The organism is Providencia sp. PROV267, from assembly GCF_028477825.1.
Lineage (GTDB): Bacteria > Pseudomonadota > Gammaproteobacteria > Enterobacterales > Enterobacteriaceae > Providencia > Providencia stuartii.
Genome location: NZ_JAMPLX010000008.1, coordinates 1 through 20885 on the forward strand (window position 1 = coordinate 1; position 20885 = coordinate 20885).

General features: G+C 41.6%; 18 protein-coding genes and 1 other annotated feature. Of the genes, 5 read left to right on the top strand and 13 right to left on the bottom strand.

Annotated features, from left to right (window positions below; genetic code table 11):
* Nucleotides 1–143 precede the first annotated feature (143 nt).
* From clpB to rluD, 3 genes are all read right to left on the bottom strand, one after another.
* Nucleotides 144–2717 (bottom strand): ATP-dependent chaperone ClpB, encoded by a 2574-nt coding sequence (clpB, locus tag PR709_RS06870; RefSeq protein WP_004924878.1) that lies wholly within the window; start codon nt 2715–2717, stop codon nt 144–146.
* A gap of 126 nt (nt 2718–2843) precedes the next feature.
* Nucleotides 2844–3578, bottom strand: coding sequence for a purine nucleoside phosphorylase YfiH (gene yfiH / locus PR709_RS06875; protein WP_004924879.1), 735 nt, complete (start codon nt 3576–3578; stop codon nt 2844–2846).
* Entirely contained in the window at nt 3578–4555 is a 978-nt protein-coding gene (gene rluD, locus PR709_RS06880) for a 23S rRNA pseudouridine(1911/1915/1917) synthase RluD (RefSeq protein ID WP_004924880.1), read from the bottom strand. Before rluD ends, yfiH begins: the two co-directional genes overlap by 1 nt.
* A 138-nt stretch (nt 4556–4693) precedes the next feature.
* On the opposite strand from rluD, the gene bamD reads away from it, so the two are divergent.
* The 3 genes from bamD (at nt 4694) to pheA (ending at nt 7612) form a co-directional block, all read left to right on the top strand.
* The gene (gene bamD, locus PR709_RS06885; RefSeq protein ID WP_004924881.1) at nt 4694–5425 is read left to right on the top strand and encodes an outer membrane protein assembly factor BamD; all 732 of its coding nucleotides are present in this window, start codon (nt 4694–4696) and stop codon (nt 5423–5425) included.
* Between the two features lie 395 nt (nt 5426–5820).
* On the top strand, nt 5821–6150 hold the full coding sequence (raiA, locus tag PR709_RS06890; protein ID WP_014656650.1) for a ribosome-associated translation inhibitor RaiA: 330 nt from the start codon (nt 5821–5823) through the stop codon (nt 6148–6150).
* A 140-nt stretch (nt 6151–6290) separates the two neighbouring features.
* Nucleotides 6291–6412, top strand: a sequence feature (Phe leader region).
* Between the two features lie 27 nt (nt 6413–6439).
* Entirely contained in the window at nt 6440–7612 is a 1173-nt protein-coding gene (gene pheA / locus PR709_RS06895; protein WP_036941497.1) for a bifunctional chorismate mutase/prephenate dehydratase, read from the top strand.
* A gap of 78 nt (nt 7613–7690) precedes the next feature.
* Here the strand turns inward: pheA and PR709_RS06900 are convergent, their stop codons facing one another.
* The 8 genes from PR709_RS06900 to ffh form a co-directional block, all read right to left on the bottom strand.
* Entirely contained in the window at nt 7691–9253 is a 1563-nt protein-coding gene (locus PR709_RS06900; RefSeq protein ID WP_272526370.1) for a methyl-accepting chemotaxis protein, read from the bottom strand.
* A 302-nt stretch (nt 9254–9555) separates the two neighbouring features.
* Nucleotides 9556–10677 carry a bifunctional chorismate mutase/prephenate dehydrogenase gene (gene tyrA / locus PR709_RS06905; protein ID WP_004924884.1) on the bottom strand — a complete coding sequence of 374 codons (1122 nt, stop codon included), beginning with the start codon at nt 10675–10677 and terminating at the stop codon, nt 9556–9558.
* Between the two features lie 14 nt (nt 10678–10691).
* Nucleotides 10692–11786 carry a 3-deoxy-7-phosphoheptulonate synthase gene (locus PR709_RS06910; protein ID WP_004924894.1) on the bottom strand — a complete coding sequence of 365 codons (1095 nt, stop codon included), beginning with the start codon at nt 11784–11786 and terminating at the stop codon, nt 10692–10694.
* A gap of 428 nt (nt 11787–12214) precedes the next feature.
* Complete coding sequence (rplS, locus tag PR709_RS06915; RefSeq protein ID WP_004914006.1) at nt 12215–12568, bottom strand: 50S ribosomal protein L19; 354 nt, start codon at nt 12566–12568, stop codon at nt 12215–12217.
* A 47-nt stretch (nt 12569–12615) separates the two neighbouring features.
* Nucleotides 12616–13380: a tRNA (guanosine(37)-N1)-methyltransferase TrmD gene (gene trmD / locus PR709_RS06920; protein ID WP_004924885.1), complete on the bottom strand. Its 765-nt coding sequence runs from the start codon at nt 13378–13380 to the stop codon at nt 12616–12618.
* Between the two features lie 38 nt (nt 13381–13418).
* Entirely contained in the window at nt 13419–13967 is a 549-nt protein-coding gene (rimM, locus tag PR709_RS06925) for a ribosome maturation factor RimM (protein WP_004924886.1), read from the bottom strand.
* 18 nt (nt 13968–13985) lie between these two features.
* Complete coding sequence (gene rpsP, locus PR709_RS06930) at nt 13986–14234, bottom strand: 30S ribosomal protein S16 (protein ID WP_004924887.1); 249 nt, start codon at nt 14232–14234, stop codon at nt 13986–13988.
* 136 nt (nt 14235–14370) lie between these two features.
* Nucleotides 14371–15732 (bottom strand): signal recognition particle protein, encoded by a 1362-nt coding sequence (ffh, locus tag PR709_RS06935; RefSeq protein WP_004924888.1) that lies wholly within the window; start codon nt 15730–15732, stop codon nt 14371–14373.
* A 402-nt stretch (nt 15733–16134) separates the two neighbouring features.
* On the opposite strand from ffh, the gene PR709_RS06940 reads away from it, so the two are divergent.
* Nucleotides 16135–16932, top strand: a complete 798-nt coding sequence (locus PR709_RS06940; protein ID WP_004924889.1) for a cytochrome C assembly family protein — start codon at nt 16135–16137, stop codon at nt 16930–16932.
* 44 nt (nt 16933–16976) lie between these two features.
* Nucleotides 16977–18263, top strand: coding sequence for a CNNM domain-containing protein (locus PR709_RS06945; RefSeq protein WP_014656654.1), 1287 nt, complete (start codon nt 16977–16979; stop codon nt 18261–18263).
* Nucleotides 18264–18327: 64 nt separating this feature from the next.
* Here PR709_RS06945 and luxS read toward each other — a convergent pair whose 3' ends face one another.
* Together luxS and gshA are read right to left on the bottom strand one after the other, a co-directional pair.
* The gene (gene luxS / locus PR709_RS06950; RefSeq protein WP_014656655.1) at nt 18328–18843 is read right to left on the bottom strand and encodes an S-ribosylhomocysteine lyase; all 516 of its coding nucleotides are present in this window, start codon (nt 18841–18843) and stop codon (nt 18328–18330) included.
* A 157-nt stretch (nt 18844–19000) separates the two neighbouring features.
* Entirely contained in the window at nt 19001–20560 is a 1560-nt protein-coding gene (gshA, locus tag PR709_RS06955) for a glutamate--cysteine ligase (protein ID WP_004924890.1), read from the bottom strand.
* Between the last annotated feature and the right edge of the window lie 325 nt (nt 20561–20885).

A 20885-nucleotide genomic window follows, 5' to 3' on the forward strand; every position in this document is an offset into this window, starting at 1 on the left:
GTGTTTTTTTGAAAAAAAATGACAACCGACTACTTTTTAAACTTTACGCCGGTTTTTACAGCAAAATCGCCTTTTTATGCCTATCAAAAGTAAAAAGGCGATCTGATGATCGCCTTTCTATTTACTAATTGAAATGTTGAGTTTTACTGTTTAGCCACTATCTCATCATTTTCAACATCCAGAACGACTGGTTTACCTGGAATTAATTTGCCTGACAATATTTCTTGTGCCAGTGGGTTTTCAATCTCTTGTTGGATTGCTCGTTTCAATGGACGAGCACCAAAGATTGGGTCAAACCCTGCTTCTCCAATTTTCTCCAGCGCAGCGGGTGTTGCACTCACTTCATAACCATGCTCTTCAAGGCGTTTATATAGACGACCAAGCTGAATGTTCGCGATATTAGTAATGTGCTCTTTACCTAATGGATGGAACACAACGACTTCATCGATACGGTTAATAAACTCAGGTCTGAAACTATGAGAAACCACTTCCATGACCATATCTTTCATTTCTGAATAGCCTATTGTACCAAAACGCTCTTGGATCAAATCAGAACCTAGGTTCGACGTCATGATAATCACCGTATTACGGAAATCGACAGTACGGCCTTGCCCATCTGTTAAACGTCCATCGTCCAACACTTGCAATAAAATGTTAAAGACATCTGGATGCGCTTTTTCAACTTCATCCAATAAGATCACTGAATAAGGGCGACGACGGACAGCTTCTGTTAGATAGCCCCCTTCTTCATAGCCAACATAGCCTGGAGGAGCCCCCACTAAGCGGGAAACGGCATGTTTCTCCATAAATTCTGACATGTCGATACGCACCATCGCATCATCACTATCAAACATAAAGTTTGCCAGTGCTTTACATAACTCAGTCTTACCGACCCCTGTTGGCCCTAGGAACATAAATGAGCCAATTGGGCGATTAGGATCTGATAGACCCGCGCGGCTACGGCGGATTGCATTTGAAACAGCAACAACCGCTTCATCTTGACCAATTACGCGTTGATGTAATTGCTGCTCCATACGCAGTAATTTTTCTCTTTCGCTTTCCAACATACGAGAAACAGGTATGCCAGTCCAACGAGCAAGAATTTCAGCGATCTCAACATCAGTGACTTTATTTCGCAGAAGCTTCATATTTTTGCCTTCTGCTTTTGTCGCTGCTTCTAGCTGTTTTTCCAACTCAGGAATACGGCCATATTGCAGCTCTGACATTTTAGCCAGATCACCACTACGACGTGCTTTTTCCATTTCGTAGCGTGCATTTTCCAACTCAGCTTTGATATGCTGAGTGCCTGTTAACGAGGCTTTTTCTGCTTTCCACTCTTCCTCTAATGAAGAATATTCACGCTCTTTTTCCGCCAATTCTTCTTCGAGCATATCAAGACGTTTTTTACTCGCATCATCAGACTCTTTTTTCAGAGCTTGTTGCTCTAATTTCAGTTGAATAATACGGCGCTCTAAACGGTCAAGGGATTCAGGTTTAGAATCCATTTGCATACGTAAACTTGCACCAGCCTCGTCAATTAAGTCGATAGCTTTATCTGGCAACATACGATCTGTAATGTAGCGATGCGATAGTGTCGCCGCCGCTACGATAGCAGGGTCCGTAATTTGCACATGGTGGTGCAGCTCATAACGCTCTTTCAGACCACGTAAAATCGCGATCGTATCTTCGACGCTTGGCTCTGCCACATAAACTTTTTGGAACCGGCGCTCTAAAGCAGGGTCTTTTTCAATATATTGACGATATTCATCCAACGTTGTCGCACCAACGCAATGCAATTCACCACGCGCTAATGCGGGTTTCAACATGTTACCGGCATCCATTGCGCCGTCGGCTTTACCTGCACCCACCATCGTATGCAACTCATCGATAAACAGGATCACATTACCTTCCTGTTTTGCGAGGTCGTTTAGTACGCCTTTTAAACGTTCTTCAAATTCGCCTCGGAACTTCGCCCCTGCAATTAATGCTCCCATATCAAGGGATAAGACACGTTTATTTTTTAGCCCTTCTGGCACTTCCCCATTAACAATACGTTGCGCTAACCCTTCGACGATGGCGGTTTTACCGACACCTGGCTCACCAATCAATACAGGGTTATTTTTAGTACGACGCTGCAAAACCTGAATTGTACGGCGAATCTCTTCATCACGCCCAATGACTGGGTCCAATTTGCCTTGCTCAGCACGCTCAGTCAGGTCAACAGTAAATTTCTTTAACGCTTGGCGCTGGTCTTCAGCACCTTGGTCATTCACTTTTTCTCCACCACGCATCTCGTCTATTGCCTTATTTAAATTTGCTTTATTCACACCGGCCGCTTTGAGCATGTCTGCAAGTGATGTATTAGCTTCTAAAGCAGCGAGAAGAAACAGTTCGGAGGAGATAAATTCATCTCCATTTTTTTGAGCGAGTTGATCACATAAATTTAAATGGCGGATCAAATCACTTGATGGTTGCACATCACCGGCAACCCCTTGCACTTGCGGTAAGCGTGCGAGTGCATCTTCAATTTTTTGTTGCAATTGCCCTGCATTAACACCAATTGTTGTCAACAAAGGACGAACAGAGCCACCTTCTTGATTAAACAGTGCACTTAATAAATGAATAGGTTCTATAAATTGGTTTTCGCGCCCAAGGGCTAATGACTGGGCGTCAGCGAGCGCTTGCTGGAATTTATTAGTTAAACGATCCAGACGCATAACACCTCCACTAAAAATGGGATTAAAATTGCTTCTGGTGAATAAATGAGGTCTATTTTTATTTATTCAAGTTTATAATTAAATTATTTTAGCGATATCAGTTAATTCAGAATAAATCACTAAACACTAGTTATTTACCCATATCAATGAGGCCATGCGCCCCGTTTTACCCTCACGACGATAGGAGTAAAATCTGTTTTTATCACTCACGGTACAAAATGTACCGCCGTAAATTGATGAAACACCTGCTGCTTGCAGCTTTTTGCGTGCTAATAAATAGATATCTGCTAAATATTTTTCGCCGTGAACCGTAAACCCTGATGCGAGTTCACTCGATTGTTTGACGAATGCTGCTTTCACCTCGGCACCGACCTCGAATTTTTCAGGCCCGATGGCAGGCCCTAACCAAGCCATTATGTCTTTTTTATCACAAGTAAATTGTGCTACCGTATTTTCAAGCACACCATCACACAACCCGCGCCAACCCGCATGAGCCGCCGCGACTTCACGACCATCTTTGCTACAAAAAAGAACAGGCAAACAATCAGCGGTCATGATAGCGCACACCTGTCCTACCTGTTGAGTATAGACAGCATCCGCCTGTTTGTTGTCAATGGCAGCACCAGTTAAGCACAATACTTTTGTGCCATGGACTTGTTCAAGCCACAACGGTTGTTGTGGCAAGCCAGCCAAGGTCTGTAAGAGATGACGATTTTCACTGACAGCCGAGGGATCATCACCTACATGCCCCCCTAAATTGAGGCTATCAAATGGCGACAAACTGACCCCACCAATACGTGTGGTGCTACAGCATGATACATTCTTAGGCTTAGGCCAGTCAGGAAAAATCAATGAGCTCATTACCAATCCATATCGTCTTTATGCAGTTGATAGTCTGCCTTTAAGGCTTCAATAAGTTCAACCATATCATCCGGTAGTGGTGCATGCCACTCCATTTGAATCCCTGAAATAGGATGATACAGTCGCAACATCGTTGCATGCAGTGCTTGGCGATCAAATTTACGCATGACTTCAAAAAACTCTTCACTTGCCCCTTTTAATGGACGAGGACGTCCGCCATACAGTGGATCACCAATCAAAGGATGGTTAATGTGGGCCATGTGCACACGAATTTGGTGTGTCCTTCCCGTTTCCAAACGTAAACGCAAGCGAGTATGAGCTCTAAAATGCTCCATCACGCGATAATGTGTTATCGCAGGTTTCCCCATTGGGTGAACAGCCATATGAGTACGTTTTGTCGGATGCCTTGAAATGGGTTCTTCGACCATACCACCCGCAGTCATTCGCCCTACAGCAACTGCTTCATATTCACGGGTGATTTCGCGTAATTGCAATGATTCTACAAGGCGTGTTTGAGCGGGTACGGTTTTCGCAACCACCATTAATCCCGTCGTGTCTTTATCTAGACGGTGGACAATACCAGCTCGTGGTACATCAACAATTTCAGGATAGCGGTGCAATAGTGCATTCAATATAGTGCCATCTGGGTTCCCTGCACCTGGGTGAACAACTAGCCCACGAGGCTTATTAATAACGAGGATATCCTCATCTTCATACACAACATCAAGAGGAATATCTTGCGGCTCCCAACGATTGTCCTCTTCAATCAGTGCATCGACTAAAATTTGTTCGCCACCTAAAACTTTTTCCTTTGGCTTATTGATAACTTTTCCATTAACCTGCACTCTATCGTCTAAAATCCACTCTTTTATACGTGAACGTGAATAATCAGGGAACAATTCCGCTAAAGCCTGATCTAAACGTTGACCGAGCTGTGATTCAGCAACAGTTGCATTAAGTTGTACTTGTTGAGCCATAAATTAATCTACTTTTTTAGTGTTTGTATTTTGACGGCGATGCCGTTTTATTTAAAATGTATGTTATTGTAACTCGAATTTTGCCGGGAGCCTTACGGATAGTCTCCCTCGAAACACTCAGAGGATAACCAACACGTGATGATACGTATCAAATATCTGGTGGCTGCTGCCACGTTGAGCCTGGTACTCACCGGATGCTCCAGCAATAATGAAGTCAGCCCTGATAGTACTCCGGCTGAAATGTACAGTATTGGCCAGCAAAAGTTGCAGGACGGCAACTATAAAGCGGCCATCAAGCAATTAGAAGCGTTAGATAACCGCTATCCATTTGGCCCTTACGCCCAACAGGTACAATTAGACCTGATTTATGCTTATTATAAATCAGCCGAGCTACCAATGGCGATAGCTGCGATTGACCGTTTTATGCGTTTAAACCCAACTCATCCAAATATCGACTATGTCCTTTATATGCGTGGGCTAACGGCAATGGCTCTTGATGACAGCTTGTTACAAGGTTTCTTCGGCGTAGACCGTTCAGATAGAGACCCACAACATGCACGCGTCGCATTCAAAGACTTCAGCCAATTAGTGCGTTACTATCCTAACAGCCTCTATGCTAATGACGCCAGTAAGCGTCTTGTTTATTTAAAAGATCGTTTAGCAAGGTTTGACCTCTCTGTTGTTGAATACTACAACAAACGTGGCGCTTATGTCGCGGTTGTCAATCGAGTACAACAAATGCTAAGGGACTACCCAGATACTGAAGCTACCCGTAATGCATTAAAATACATGGAAATAGCTTATAAGCAGATGGGGTTAGATGAAGAAGCAAATAAAGTTGCTAACCTTATTGCAGCCAATCCAAATTAACAGAAAAATCAACATTGAAAACGGCAGCTTAGGCTGCTGTTTTTGTTTATCACATAAAAGTGAAACTGAGCATATAAAATAATCAAAGACAAAATCGGAAGGCAACTTTAATTGACGATAAATAATCTTTTTTAGGCCACTATTTTATTGTTTACTCTTTATCTGAATTTTAGCCCAAATAAAGTACCGACTATTTACCGTATTGATAGTCAACTTTTTCAGTTTCGCTCAAGAAACTCAACTTGGCAATCTCTTTCCCTCTCTTTTTTATCCTGAATCACAGTTCGGTTCGCGAAGGATTATCCTGTTCATTAAGCGTGATCTATATCAATTTTTTTAGATAAATAGTCAGTATTCTGAATACATCAAAGACGGAAACAATGAGAGGTAACTATATGATAGTGAACATAACTAGCAAACAAATGGATATTACCCCTGCTATCCGAGATCACATTGAGAGCCGTCTGACTAAACTCGACAAATGGCAAGTCGCTTTGATTAATACTCACGTTGTATTATCAAAAGAACCACAAGGTTTTATGGTTGATGCCAACATCAAAACTGCTACAGGAAAACTCGTTGCAAGCGCCAAACATGAAGATATGTATGTCGCCATCAATGAATTAATTAATAAACTCGAAAGACAACTGAACAAAGTGCAACATAAAGGAGAATCAAGAAGAGCCAGTAATAGTGTAAAAGAAGCTAACCTTGTTACGTTATAATTTTATATTGTCTACAAACTTATCTTGAAACCTTATCAACGCGCCTATCTTGGGCGCGTTTTTAATTTCCCCAATATCTTTTTTGTTGACATCTGCCCGTGTATCGGGTCTATTTAAGAAATGGTCAATAATAGGTAAATAATGATGCACATGAATTTTGTTTTCTTTTCTTTCTTTAGCCACTCCTACTAAGGGGCTTTTGTCGTTCGAGAAAGAAAAGATGACAAGATTTGAAAGCCCCCTGCTAGGGGGCTTTTTTTATTTACTGATATTTTATGGGGAAGGTAGGATGGACAACAGTACTAATTTACTGAAGATACGTGAAAAAATCAGCCAATTAGACAGTGAACTTCTCGGCCTACTGGCTAAGAGACGCGGGTATGCCGTTGAAGTAGCTCAAACAAAATTAGAAGATAACCGTCCAATTCGAGACAAAGAGCGTGAACGCCAATTACTGGATGTTTTGATCAATAAAGCCAAGCCATTAGGGTTAGATGGTTTTTATGTCACACGACTGTTTCAAATGATCATTGAAGATTCCGTTCTTACTCAACAAGCCATCTTACAGCAACATTTAAACTTAACACCAAATGACTCCGCGCGTTTTGCCTTCCTAGGCCCTAAAGGCTCCTATTCACATATTGCTGCTCGCCAATACTCTGCCCGACATTTTGACCAATTAGTTGAATGTAGCTGCCATAAATTCCAAGATATCTTCTCACTCGTTGAAAGTGGTCAAGCCGACTATGGTATCCTACCTATTGAAAATACCAGCTCAGGCGCCATTAACGATGTTTATGACCTATTACAGAACACCACCCTTTCAATCGTAGGTGAAATTCGACTACCAATAAACCATTGCTTGCTCACAACCGCAGGGGCTGATCTTAGCAAAATAGAGACGGTTTACAGCCATCCACAACCATTCCAACAATGTAGCCAATATTTAGCCCAATTCCCGCATTGGAAAATTGAATATTGTGATAGCACATCAACCGCAATGCAGAATGTTGCTCAACAAAACTCGCCAAATGTTGCGGCACTAGGAAGTGAAGCAGGCGGCGCGCTATATGGCTTGCAAGTGCTAGAACATAATCTTGCCAACCAACAAATTAACATGACACGCTTTATCGTTGTTGCTCAGCAAGCGATTGAGGTCACTGAGCAAGTTCCTGCAAAAACCACATTACTCATTACAACTGGTCAACAGGCCGGTGCTCTTGTTGATGCTCTAATCATCTTAAAAAATAATAAGATCATCATGAGTAAACTGGAATCACGCCCTATTAATGGTAAGCCTTGGGAAGAGATGTTCTATGTTGATGTGCATGCCAATTTACGTTCTGAAAATATGCAGCAGGCACTAAAAGAGCTGATTGCAATAACCCGTTCTGTTAAGGTGTTAGGCTGCTATCCTTCTGAAAATATTGTCCCCGTTGAACCAGAAAAAATTACGCCTTAATCTATTTTATCTATGCTGATACGTTAATAGTAAGCCAGTCATTCACATGACTGGCTTCTGACACACACTATTTACTTATTACACTGACCTATTTTCGTGAGTCGCACTTACCTGAAAATAATTAACCAGCTGTTTTAAATGCAATGCTTGCTCATTCAATGACGCTGCCGCCGCGACTGACTCCTCGACTAAACTTGCATTTTGTTGTGTCGTCACATCAAGTTGTCCAACTGCACTGTTTATTTGTAATATTCCAGCGCTCTGCTCGTGGCTAGCTTGACCTATCTCCTGAAGCCGTTGATCCATCTCTTCAACATTTTTGATCATTCCATCAATTTGCTGCTCTACATGTTCAACTAATTCCATACCTTCTTTAGTTCGTGTTAACGAATTTTCAATTAACAGACGAATATCATTTGCCGAGTTAGCACTTTTTTGGGCAAGTAACCTAACTTCACCTGCAACCACTGCAAAACCACGACCATGTTCCCCTGCCCGTGCGGCTTCAACAGATGCATTCAATGCAAGAATATTCGTTTGGAATGCAATAGAATCAATTAGATTAATAATTTCTGTCATTTGGTTAGAAGATGAATGAATAGCACGTATTTTGTTGGTTACCTCATTCATCATGCGGCCATTATTGGCTACAACAACCGCAGTGTCTGCGGCCAATTGTGTCGCTTGGTGAGTATGCTCTGCCGTATTTTGTACTGTCGATGTGATTTGTTCCATAGAACTCGCAGTCTCTTCCACAGAGGTTGCTTGCTCTTCGGTTCTTGCCGCTAGATGTTGATTTCCTGCAACAATTTGCCCCGCAGCGGCTGAAATACTTTCAGAGCCATTTTGTACTTCTTGTACAATTTCTAATAAACGCTTTTTCATTTCGACTAGCGCTCGCAATAGCACCCCAGTTTCATCTTGATTTTTTATTTCAACATGTTGTGTTAAATCCCCTTCCGCAATCGCTTGAGCAAAGCCAACGGCGGCTCCCAGAGGCCGTGTAATCGACAGGGTAATAAACCATCCCATAATACAAGCTATAACAATGCTGATAATCGCGAGGGTTATTAATAAATATTTATTAAAATGGTAATCACCATCGACAATAACGCCCGCGGCTTGCATTCTGTGATTTTGCACTTCAATAAATTGTTGTACTTTCTCGCGGTATTCACGCTGTATTGCCGATGTTTTGTTCATCATTTCATCGATAGCAGCGCTTCGATTATTGTTATTGAGAAATTCACTCAACCTAGCTTGTGACTGAAGGAATCGTTCACGAACATCATAGATCTCCGCAAGAACAGCAATAGACTGTGGATCCTTGGCATTTTCATCAAGCTCTTTGAGTAGTCGAACAACATTCGAGCTGATTTTCTTTAGTTCATTTCTGCGTCTTTCACTATCTCTATCATCCAATAAAATGAGTTCCTGTATCCCTATATAAGAATAAAAATTATCCATTAGCTGATTAGCATTAACAGTCATTGGATAATCTTTATAGATAATGTCTTGAATACCATTATTTGCCTTGTTTAAGCTAATTAAGGACAGCGCCGAGCTTAAGAGCAGAAGAAAAATAAAGAACGCAAACGCAATAAAAAGTTTTACACCAATTTTTATATCTTTCAGAGACATAGATTCCTCACCGAACTGGTCGTCATTTTATGACAGTTAATATCGGTAGATTATCGACTAACTTTATTAGTTAAATTGTTTAATTTATAAATATTCATTTTATAAATAGATATTAACAGACAAAATCAGAATAAATCGCTGAGCGACTCTAAGAATGGAATATTTTACATCATTAAAAATGGCAATAACTAAAACAAATTATAGATAGTAAAGCAGAAAGCGTACGAGCTTGAAGAGGGAATATTTTGATTTTGGTAATAAAAAAATAGCTCCTAAAATTAAATTAGAAGCTATTTTATACATTACTTACGATTGTCGTTTGCTCTTTGCAACAAGGATTGGCTTTCTTTCATAAAGTGATGTGCATCCTCACCAAACCAATCACTAACTTCATTAAATTGTCGTATAAATTCAGCCTTATCTTTACGTTCGAGCGTCTCAATCGATTGCCCTAATAACTGATAGTAACGGCGAATTAATTCAATATTTTCATCTGACGACATGATGATATCAGCATACAACTGTGGGTCTTGAGCAAATAAGCGCCCAACCATTGCAAGTTCCAACCGGTATATTGGCGATGAAAGATCGAGCAATTGCTGCAAATCAACATGTTCTTTCGCTAAGTTTTGCCCATAGGTGAAAGTAGTAAAGTGGCGCAATGCTTGAATAAAACTCATATTACGATCATGCTCACTCGCAGTGATCTTTTTCAAGCGAGCTCCCCAAACTTGTAATTGCTCAAGGAACCATTGATATGACTCAGCCCCTCTACCATCACAAAAAGCAAACACTTGTTTCGCAACGCTACCAACATCAGGACCAAACATAGGGTGTAAGCCAAGCACTGGCCCCTCATGAACAGCCAGCATTGCTTCCAAAGGTTGATGTTTTATTGACGCAATATCGATCAATACGGTTTCTTGGTTCAATTTCGGTAATTGCTTGATCACGCGCACCGTCAAATGTATCGGAACACTAATAATAACGACGCTAGCCCCTTTAACAATTGATTCTGCTTGTGCCCAATCATGTTCACCTAAAATTTTAACTTGGTAACCTGATAACGTTAGTAAGCGATTAAATAACCGCCCCATTTTACCATCACCACCAACAATCACTATTGGACCCGCATCAGGCTTTAATGTTTTAAACCCTTTATCATTTTCACGGGCATAGGATTCACGCATAATGCGCCGAAGAATATCTTCTATTAGGTCTGGGGGGATCCCCATGCGTTCGGCTTCCTGACGGCGGGCGGCCAACATACTCGCCTCCCGCTCAGGTACATAAATAGGTAAACCATGTTGGCTTTTGACTTCACCAACTTCAGCCACAAGTTGTAAGCGCTTAGCCAACAAATCTAATAACGATTTATCAACCTCATCAATTTGTTCTCTAAGATGAGATAATTCTACAGACATACCTATACCTTGTATCAGCTCGCAATTTCAAATTTTTCTGCGCGCCCTTCAAGCACAGGTAACAATGCTTGATGTAGCTTACGCAATACCGTTTCCGTTGTTTCCCAGTTAATGCAGGCATCCGTCACTGATACACCATATTTCATCTCACTACGCGGTTGCTCAGAACTTTGATTGCCTTCATGTAAATGGCTTTCCAACATAATACCGGTTATTGATTGATTCCCATTAGAAATTTGTTCAATAATTGAATCAACAACGAGTGGCTGACGACGGAAATCTTTATTAGAGTTACCGTGACTACAATCGACCATCAATGAAGGTTCTAGCCCTGCCTTTCTCATTTCAATTTCACAAGCCGCGATATCTTCAGGGCTGTAATTTGGCGTTTTACCACCGCGTAAAATAATGTGCCCATTTTCATTACCGTTGGTATGCAATAAGCTCACTTGCCCTGACTGATTAATCCCCATAAAACGGTGTGGCATAGAAGCGGCTTTCATCGCATTGATGGCTGTAGACAAGCTGCCATCCGTACCATTTTTGAACCCTACAGGCATCGATAGCCCTGATGCCATTTCACGGTGTGTTTGCGATTCTGTGGTTCTTGCACCAATTGCAGACCAGCTAAAAAGGTCACCTAAGTATTGTGGGTTATTAGGATCTAACGCTTCAGTGGCTAATGGCAGCCCCATATTGACAAGGTTGGTCAAAAGATCACGCGCAATATGTAGGCCTTTTTCCATATCAAACGAACCATCCATAAGAGGGTCGCTTATTAATCCTTTCCAACCCACTGTTGTACGAGGTTTTTCAAAATAGACACGCATCACAATATATAAACTATCACTCAGTTCAGCAGCAAGCTTCTGTAAACGTTGCCCGTATTCAATCGCCGCATCGACATCATGAATAGAACAAGGACCACATACCACGAGTAAGCGCGGGTCACGCTGATGGATAATATCAGCAATTGTTTGACGCGAAGCCGCGATGGCATGCAGATTGTTGTGACTCAGTGGAAACTTCTGTTTCAGTGCTTCAGGTGTAATCAGTACCTGTTCATCACGAATATTCACATTATTGAGTACATCTTTTTGCATGATCATTTTTATTACCTGCTTAACTTATTGTTTATATATTGTGTTTGAGTGCTTGGTTATTAACATACCATGTGACGTAAAGAATACAATCCATTAATGTAAAATATTTCCATATACGTAAATAAAAAATTACACAAACACAACATATTGATAAATAATAGATTTTAATAAAACAAACTATTGAATATCGCTTATTTATTATACAAAACCACTCTTTTAGTAAAGTTATGTTTACAAAAACAGGTAAAGCACGTAATTTAACTTAAGAGGATAATATATTAACGATTAGGTCGATAAGAAGGGAAATAAGTGACAGAGAAAGATCTAACTTCAGAAAATGATTAACAGTGAACTTATCTAAATCAATAAGGTAACAAATAGAAAGGCCCGCATAAGCGGGCCTTATCGTAACTTTCGGATGTAGCGAAAGCGTATTACTTGGCGTTCAGACGCTCTTTGATACGAGCAGCCTTACCAGAACGCTCACGCAGGTAGTACAGTTTAGCTCTACGTACGGCACCACGACGTTTAACAGCGATGCTATCTACGACAGGAGAGTGAGTTTGGAATACACGCTCAACACCTTCGCCGTTAGAAATTTTACGAACAGTGAATGCAGAGTGCAGACCGCGATTACGAATAGCAATAACCACGCCCTCAAATGCCTGCAGACGTTTCTTAGAGCCTTCTACGACCCATACCTTAACTTCCACAGTATCACCCTGACGGAATGAAGGTACGTCCTGCTTCATCTGCTCTTGTTCAAGTTGTTTAATAATGTTGCTCATAATAATTCTCTTACCCTAGGTAAACTGATATATGTTAGACAATTAATTTAATTGTCTGGATTCACTTGTTGCTCAGAACGATATTCATTTTGGAATTCGTTCAGCAACATCCTTTGCTCGTCAGTCAGAGCTAGGCTTTCCAGAAGCTCAGGTCTTCTCAGCCAGGTACGGCCAAGTGATTGCTTCATGCGCCAGCTATCTATCTTTGCATGATTCCCTGACAATAAAACATCAGGAACGTGCATGCCGTCTAAAACTTCAGGGCGGGTATAGTGAGGACAATCCAACAAGCCGTCTGCAAAAGAGTCTTCCTGAGCAGACGCCTCATGACCAAGTACCCCCGGAATGAACCGAGAAACTGAGTCTATCAACACCATCGCGGGGAGCTCCCCACCACTTAGAACGTAATCACCGATTGACCATTCTTCATCAACTTCGGTTTGTATGATCCGTTCATCAATGCCTTCATATCGACCACAAACAAGAATAAGTTTCTCATTCGTTGCCAATTCGCAAACCCCAGCTTGACTAAGTTTGCGCCCCTGAGGTGATAAATAGATGACTTTCGCACCCTCACCTGCCTCAGTTCTTGCTGTATTGATAGCATCCCTTAATGGCTGCACCATCATCAGCATGCCCGGACCACCGCCATAGGGGCGATCATCGACTGTTTTGTGTTTATCGTGAGTAAAATCTCGCGGGTTCCAACACTCAACAGACAGCAGGCCATTTTTCACTGCCCGACCAGTTACCCCGTACTCGGTTATTGCGCGGAACATTTCGGGAAACAGGCTAATTACACCAATCCACATTATTTAGTCCCACTCATAAAAACCGTTCAACCGGAGATTTAAAAACCAGGATCCCAATCAACTTCAATCAGTTTAGATTTGAGATCGACTTTCTTGATAACCTGCCCATCAAGAAACGGAACCAGCCGCTCCTTGATGCCAAACGCATCTTTTAGATTTGCCTTAATCACAATGACATCATTAGACCCGGTTTCCATCATATCGGTGATGGTACCTAGGTTATACCCTTGCAACGTCACCACTTGGCAGCCCATAAGGTCTTTCCAGTAGTATTCGTTATTATCTAACTCAGGAAGTTGTGCTGAATCCACAACAATCTCAAAATTAGTTAACAGCGTTGCTGCATCGCGGTCATCAACCCCTTTGAGTTTCAGAATGATATCTTTGTTATGGTGTTTCCAATCTTCCAGTTCGATGTGTTGCCACTGACCAGAACGTTGAATAAACCAAGGCTGATAATCAAAAATACTTTCAGCATGTTCGGTGGACGAAAAAACTTTGAGCCAACCACGAATTCCATACGCAGCGCCTAATTTACCCAACACAATTGGGTTAGTAGGAGTCGCTAGATTTGCTTGCTTGCTCATAGTTACCACCGTGACAGATTAAGCTGCTTTTTTAGCTTGTTTGACCAGTTGTGCAACACGGTCAGAAATAGTTGCGCCCAGACCAACCCAGTGCTCAACACGATCCAAGTCTAAACGCAGTTCTTCTGCTTGACCTGAAGCGATTGGGTTGAAGAAACCGATACGCTCGATGAAACGACCGTCACGCGCATTGCGGCTATCGGTTACAACGATTTGGTAGAACGGACGCTTTTTTGCGCCGCCACGAGATAAACGAATTGTTACCATAACATCCTCATTAGTTAATAAAACAACCAGACTCCATCGAGGGATAGAGTCCGGTTGTCATATAAAAAGCCCGAAAATTTTACTCACTTTGACGCAAAAATCAATCAAAAGTGCATATTCTTTCTAGCTTCATTACTTAACGCCCCGGAAAACCCGGTGGCATCATTCCTTTCATACCACGCATCATTTTAGCAAGACCGCCTTTTTTCATCTTCTTCATCATGCGTTGCATATCATCAAATTGTTTCAAAAGGCGGTTGACATCTTGAACCGTCGTACCCGACCCCGCTGCAATACGGCGTTTACGGGAGCCCTTGATAATTTCTGGTTTTTCGCGCTCTTTGCGTGTCATTGAGTTGATGATAGCTTCCATACGGATAGTAATTTTATCATCCATTTGTGACTTCACCGCATCAGGCACTTGAGACATACCGGGTATTTTACTCATCATACTCGCCATGCCACCCATATTACGCATCTGCTTTAATTGACTTAAAAAGTCGTTTAAATCAAAACCGTCACCCGTTTTCAGTTTCTTAGCTAATTTTTCAGCTTGGTCACGGTCAACTTTATGTTCAATCTCTTCGATCAGAGATAACACGTCACCCATGCCTAAAATACGGGAAGCCACACGCTCAGGATGGAAAGGCTCCAACGCATCGGTTTTTTCACCAACCCCTAAGAACTTAATTGGCTTACCGGTGATAGCACGAATAGAGAGAGCCGCACCGCCACGAGCATCACCGTCAACTTTGGTCAGAACAACCCCAGTAAGAGGCAGTGCTTCGTTAAACGCTTTTGCTGTATTTGCCGCATCCTGCCCCGTCATCGCATCGACAACAAATAGGGTTTCTACAGGCTTGATAATGCGATGGACTTCTTGGATTTCCTCCATCATCGCCTCATCAACGTGCAAGCGCCCAGCTGTATCCACAAGTAATACATCATAGAATTGCAATTGAGCATGTTTTAAAGCTTTTTGCACAATCGCCGCAGGCTTCTCTTTAACATCGGAAGGGAAGAAATCAATTCCAACTGTTTCAGCCAATGTTTCTAACTGCTTGATCGCCGCTGGACGATACACGTCAGCAGAGACCACTAAAACTTTTTTCTTTTGTTTTTCTTTTAATAGCTTACCTAGTTTTGCAACGCTGGTTGTTTTACCCGCACCTTGCAAACCTGCCATCAACACCACAGCAGGTGGTTGTGCAGAAAGGTTGAGCTGATGGTTCTCTTCCCCCATCGCTCGAGTAAGCTCATTTTGAACAATTTTGATGAACTCTTGGCCTGGCGTTAAGCTTTTATTGACATCTTGGCCAACAGCACTCTCTTTTACCTTTTGAATAAATTCACGGACAACGGGGAGCGCAACGTCTGCTTCCAGCAGAGCCATGCGAACTTCACGCAATGTATCTTTAATATTATCGTCAGTCAGACGACCACGCCCGCTGATGTTGCGCAAAGTGCGCGATAGTCTGTCAGTTAAATTATCAAACATATGTCTTAGCTCAATTCTGTTTATGGGCCTACTGTCAAAGCTAGATTTGGTTATGAATACTGCAAAATACAAGTATTGAGTGGCTCATTTCGGCAAATTTGCTTATCGGTCTTTTCAAAGCAAAATAACCACTGACAGCCACAACTGAAACCAACGCCGAAAATTTTCGTCACAGTGTATCATACCTGACGTATATTCGCTGCACCCTGTTGGAGGTTGTTTTTACAGGCCAGATACCCAAATTATCCTCATTTTTAAATGAACATGGCCTGTAAAAAGGACTCTTAAATGCGATTAGCGATTAAGAAGAGGCTTATTAACAGTGCTAATGGTTGGAGCCTACAGTTGCACGCGTTATACTAGCCAACATTATCCACTAAAAATGAATAACGACACTATACTATGCCCGTATTTGCAGTCATAGCAGTTTGTACATATCTGTTCAGCATATCGCTGATCGTTCCCGGCCAGGTTCGTAAACAACCTGTCTATCGCCGGTTAGCCCTCTTATTAGCTGTTGTTGCACTGATTACCCATGCAATCACGCTAAAGTTGCTTATTTTTCGTGGAGCAGAAGGACAAAACCTCACATTGCTGAATTTAGGTTCCGCAGTTAGCCTATTAATGTGCATCATCATGACGGTGGTCGCCTACAAAGGCAAAGCGTGGTATTTGACACCTATTGTCTATAGTTTTGCCATTATTAATTTAATCCTCTCAGCCGTGATGCCAGGTGAATTTATCACCCATCTAGAAGGCAGCGTCCCGCTATTTATTCACATTGGCTTGGCTTTGCTTAGCTATGCAACCCTTTTAATTGCCGCTTTGTATGCATTCCAAGTCGCGCTTATTGACTATCAACTTAAAAATAAAACGTTCAAATTCAGAGCTGATATGCCACCAATGATGGTCATTGAGCGTAAAATGTTTCATATCACCCAAGTTGGTGTCATTCTGCTAACCTTAACTTTATGTACGGGCTTTATTTATATGGATAATATCTTTGATAAAGAGAATATTCATAAGTCTGTGTTATCAGTTGTCGCTTGGTTCGTCTATATCATTTTATTATGGGGTCATTTTCATGGAGGTTGGCGCGGAAAAAGAGTCCTATTTTTCCATGTAGCAGGCGCCTTTATCCTAACAATGGCTTTTTTCGGCAACCGGCTGATGCAACAAATTATGGTATCTTATCCATAAGATGGATAAAATAATCTTATCTATACTGCATAAGGAACCTAGTTTTGGATCACGTATCTACTGGTACGCTCATCATCATATTAATCGTTTTAATTATTATGTCAGCATACTTTTCAGCCTCAGAAACAGGTATGATGACGCTGAACCGTTACCGCTTAAAGCACCTCGCCAAACAAGGCAACCGTTCTGCAAAACGAGTTGAAAAATTACTCAGACACCCTGATAAACTGATTAGTTTGATCCTAATTGGTAATAACCTGATTAATATCGTAGCTTCGTCACTCGCGACTATTGTGGGGATGCGTTTATACGGTAACGCAGGGGTGGCAATTGCAACAGGTATTTTAACCTTCATCATCTTAGTCTTCGCTGAAGTTTTACCTAAAACGATCGCGGCGCTATACCCAGAAAAAGTCGCTTTTCCAAGTAGCTATATTTTAAAACCTCTACAAAAAATTATGCTGCCTGTCGTTTGGGCGTTCAATAAAATTACACTGATGTTTATGTACATTTGTGGAATAAAACCCCCTGTTATACGTAGCGATGCTGTAAGTAAAGATGAGTTAAGAACTATCGTTAATGAGTCGAAAGCAAAGCTCAGTCGACGTAATCAAGACATGTTGCTATCTATCTTAGATCTTGAAAAAGTGACTGTCGGCGACATTATGCTGCCAAGAAATGAGATAGTAGGCATTGATGTTAATGATGATTGGAAATCCATTGTACGCCAATTAACTCACTCACCTCATGGGCGTATTGTACTGTATCGTGATTCACTGGATGATGCGATTGGGATCTTACGAGTACGCGAAGCCTATCGCATGATGATGGAAAAACGCGAGTTCAATAAACAAAATCTGATCAAAGCCGCCGATAATATCTATTTTATTCCAAATAGTACGCTGTTAAGTACTCAGCTAATTAATTTTCAGCATAACAAAGAGAAAATAGGCATCATTGTCGATGAGTATGGTGAGATCCAAGGTCTGATTACTGTTGAAGACATCTTAGAAGAGATCGTCGGTGACTTTACAACCTCCATGTCACCATCATTGGCTGAAGAAGTTCTACCTCAAAGCGACGGAAGTGTACTCGTTGATGGTACAGCGAATATTCGAGACCTTAACAAAGCCCTTGATTGGCACCTGCCTATCGATGGCCCAAGAACTGTGAATGGTATGGTGTTGGAAGCTATTGGGGATATACCTGAATTACAAGAGAAAATTGTTATTTCACACTACTTAGTTGAAGTATTAGAAATCAGTGACAATATTATCAAACAGGTAAAAATTACGCCTTTAAACACAAAGTCGGCGGTATCTTCCTCTTAGTAAGCACAAATAAAAACTGCACCTGTATCGAATATCAGGTGCAGTTTATCCAGAAGCTATTTATCTAAACGTGTAGTTCTGTCAACTTCTCAGCTGGTAAAGCTAGCTCATCATTTTTGTTAACACGGATTTCTGACGCTAAGACATTGCGTGCAATTTGTTGAGCTTCTTCCAGTGAATGCATTTTATAAGTGCCACACTGGTAAATATTCAGTTCAGGGATCTTCGCTTGATCTTGGACTTTCAGTACATCCTGCATTGCACTTTTCCATGCATTCGCTACGCGTTGTTCATCAGGCTCTCCAATCAAGCTCATATAAAAGCCTGTACGGCATCCCATTGGCGAGATATCAATGATCTCAACACCATCACCGTTGAGGTGATCACGCATAAAACCTGCAAATAGGTGTTCTAGTGTATGAGTACCTTTCTCTGACATTGCCTCTTTGTTAGGAACCGTGAAACGCAGGTCGAAAACTGTAATCGTATCTCCACTTGGAGTTTGCATGGTTTTCGCCACACGGACGGCAGGTGCAGCCATACGCGTATGATCTACAGTAAAACTGTCTAATAACGGCATTTCTTGACCTCCTGAAAAAATTATTTTTATTTTCAAAAATAAATGAAACTATTTTGGAATCGCCGAGTCTTAATAAATGAAAGACGCGCAAATTTGTTATCATCCCTAATTCTCTAAGAGATTTTATATTTGGCCACTTAACGTGGCCATTTTCTTTTTAACGCCCTGCATGCTTGTGCAGATACTCTTCAAAGCTTTCGGTTTGCTCTTTCTCTAGCATAGCTTGTTTTTCAATGGAAGCTAATCGAGCTTCTTCAAACTGTGCCTCAGTGATCACCTCGTAAGGTTCACTCACCAATTGTTGATAATATTTTTCTGCCAATGCTAAGCCATAGCCACCAATGCCTTGCTCAATCATTTTATCCATCACTAAAGCAGAATATGTCAGTGTTGGATCTTCAAACATCGCAACAAATTGGTGACAAACATCACGATACTTAGCATCACAGCAAGTATCAAGGACTTCAGCTACACGGATCAGATCGTTAAATAACTGCTGCCCAACTTCGACGAGTGGCTTCATTTCACTGCCACAACCAATACCGATGACTTGCCCAGGCTTACGCCCTTCGAGGATCACTCGGTTCCAGTTTTTACGACTACAATCCAATTCCTGAGCGTTCATTTCAGGTGCATCAGCTAACACACACCAAATTAAAAACAGGTCGAGGAAACGAGTTTGTGTTTCATCAACACCAATCGCACTGAATGGGTTAATATCTAACGCTCTTACCTCAATATATTCGATGCCACCGCGTAGCAACGCATCTGACGGCGATTCATCACCTTTAGGCACACGTTTAGGGCGTATAGGGGCATACAATTCGTTTTCAATTTGCAACACATTAGTGTTCAATTGAATGTATTTGCCCTCTTTTTTAACACCTAGTGCAGCAAACTCCTCAGATGGTTTGTAAATGGCTTTTTTCAAGCCCGCGACATAACTATCTAAGTCATTAAATGTAATGTTTAAATCGCTCTGAGATTTATTTGTATAGCCCAAATCACTCATTCTCAGTGACGTCGCATATGGCAAGTAATAAGTACCACCAGCGGTCTTTTCAAATGTGAGTTTGGTATCCCTATCTTTGAGGAACGACCCGCAAATTGCAGGGGAAGCGCCAAATAAATAAGGAATAACCCAACCAAAGCGATAATAGTTCCTGATCAGACGTAGATAGCCATCCGAGATTTGTGCTTTGCCACTTTCAGCGTCTTTAACACCCGCCCACGCTTGCCAAAACTCTATTGGCAAGGAGAAGTTGTAATGAACGCCAGCAATGGTCTGCATTAATGCACCATAACGGTTTTTCAGCCCTTCGCGATATAAATTCTTGAAGCGGCCAACATTAGATGAGCCATATTGTGCCAGCGTGATTTTATCCTCGTTTTCGATAAAACAAGGCATGCTTAACGGCCACATCCTTTCATTATGCATCTGACGCGCCGTATAGCGATGTAAATCCCTAAGAAAAGCCAAACTATGCCCAATACTTTTATCAACAGGTGTGATGAATTCAAGTAAAGACTCAGCAAAATCTGTCGTGATCCATTTATGTGTTAATGCTTTCCCCAACTCTTCCGGATGCAAAGTTTCAGCAATAGAACCTTCCGGAGTAACACGTAATGTTTCACGTTCAATACCACGTTGAATACCATTTAGTGCTTCTGGGTGCGCCTCTAACCATGAGAGCGCTTTAGATACGTCCGGGATCAAATCGACCTCCCGCCAGTGATGTCATTTTATTTTAGTAAGGTGCTTACTTTAGCGTAAATGGAGGAAATTGTCGCTGTTTAGATGTGTGGTTTATATAAAGCGAATCATTGAAACAGTATTAAATAAACAATAAAGCCAATAATAGGGCTAAAAAAATTTCTCTTTTGAGGGGCTTCTGATTATGGTACATCTGAAAAGATTCGAGCCTATGACCGCTCGGTTCGTAGCCGAGTACTCTATCCAGCTGAGCGACGGATGCAAATGCTTTTACTGCTGAACGGTGTGTTCAACAATTCACAATGCTGTTTATCGAGGGGATATTTAA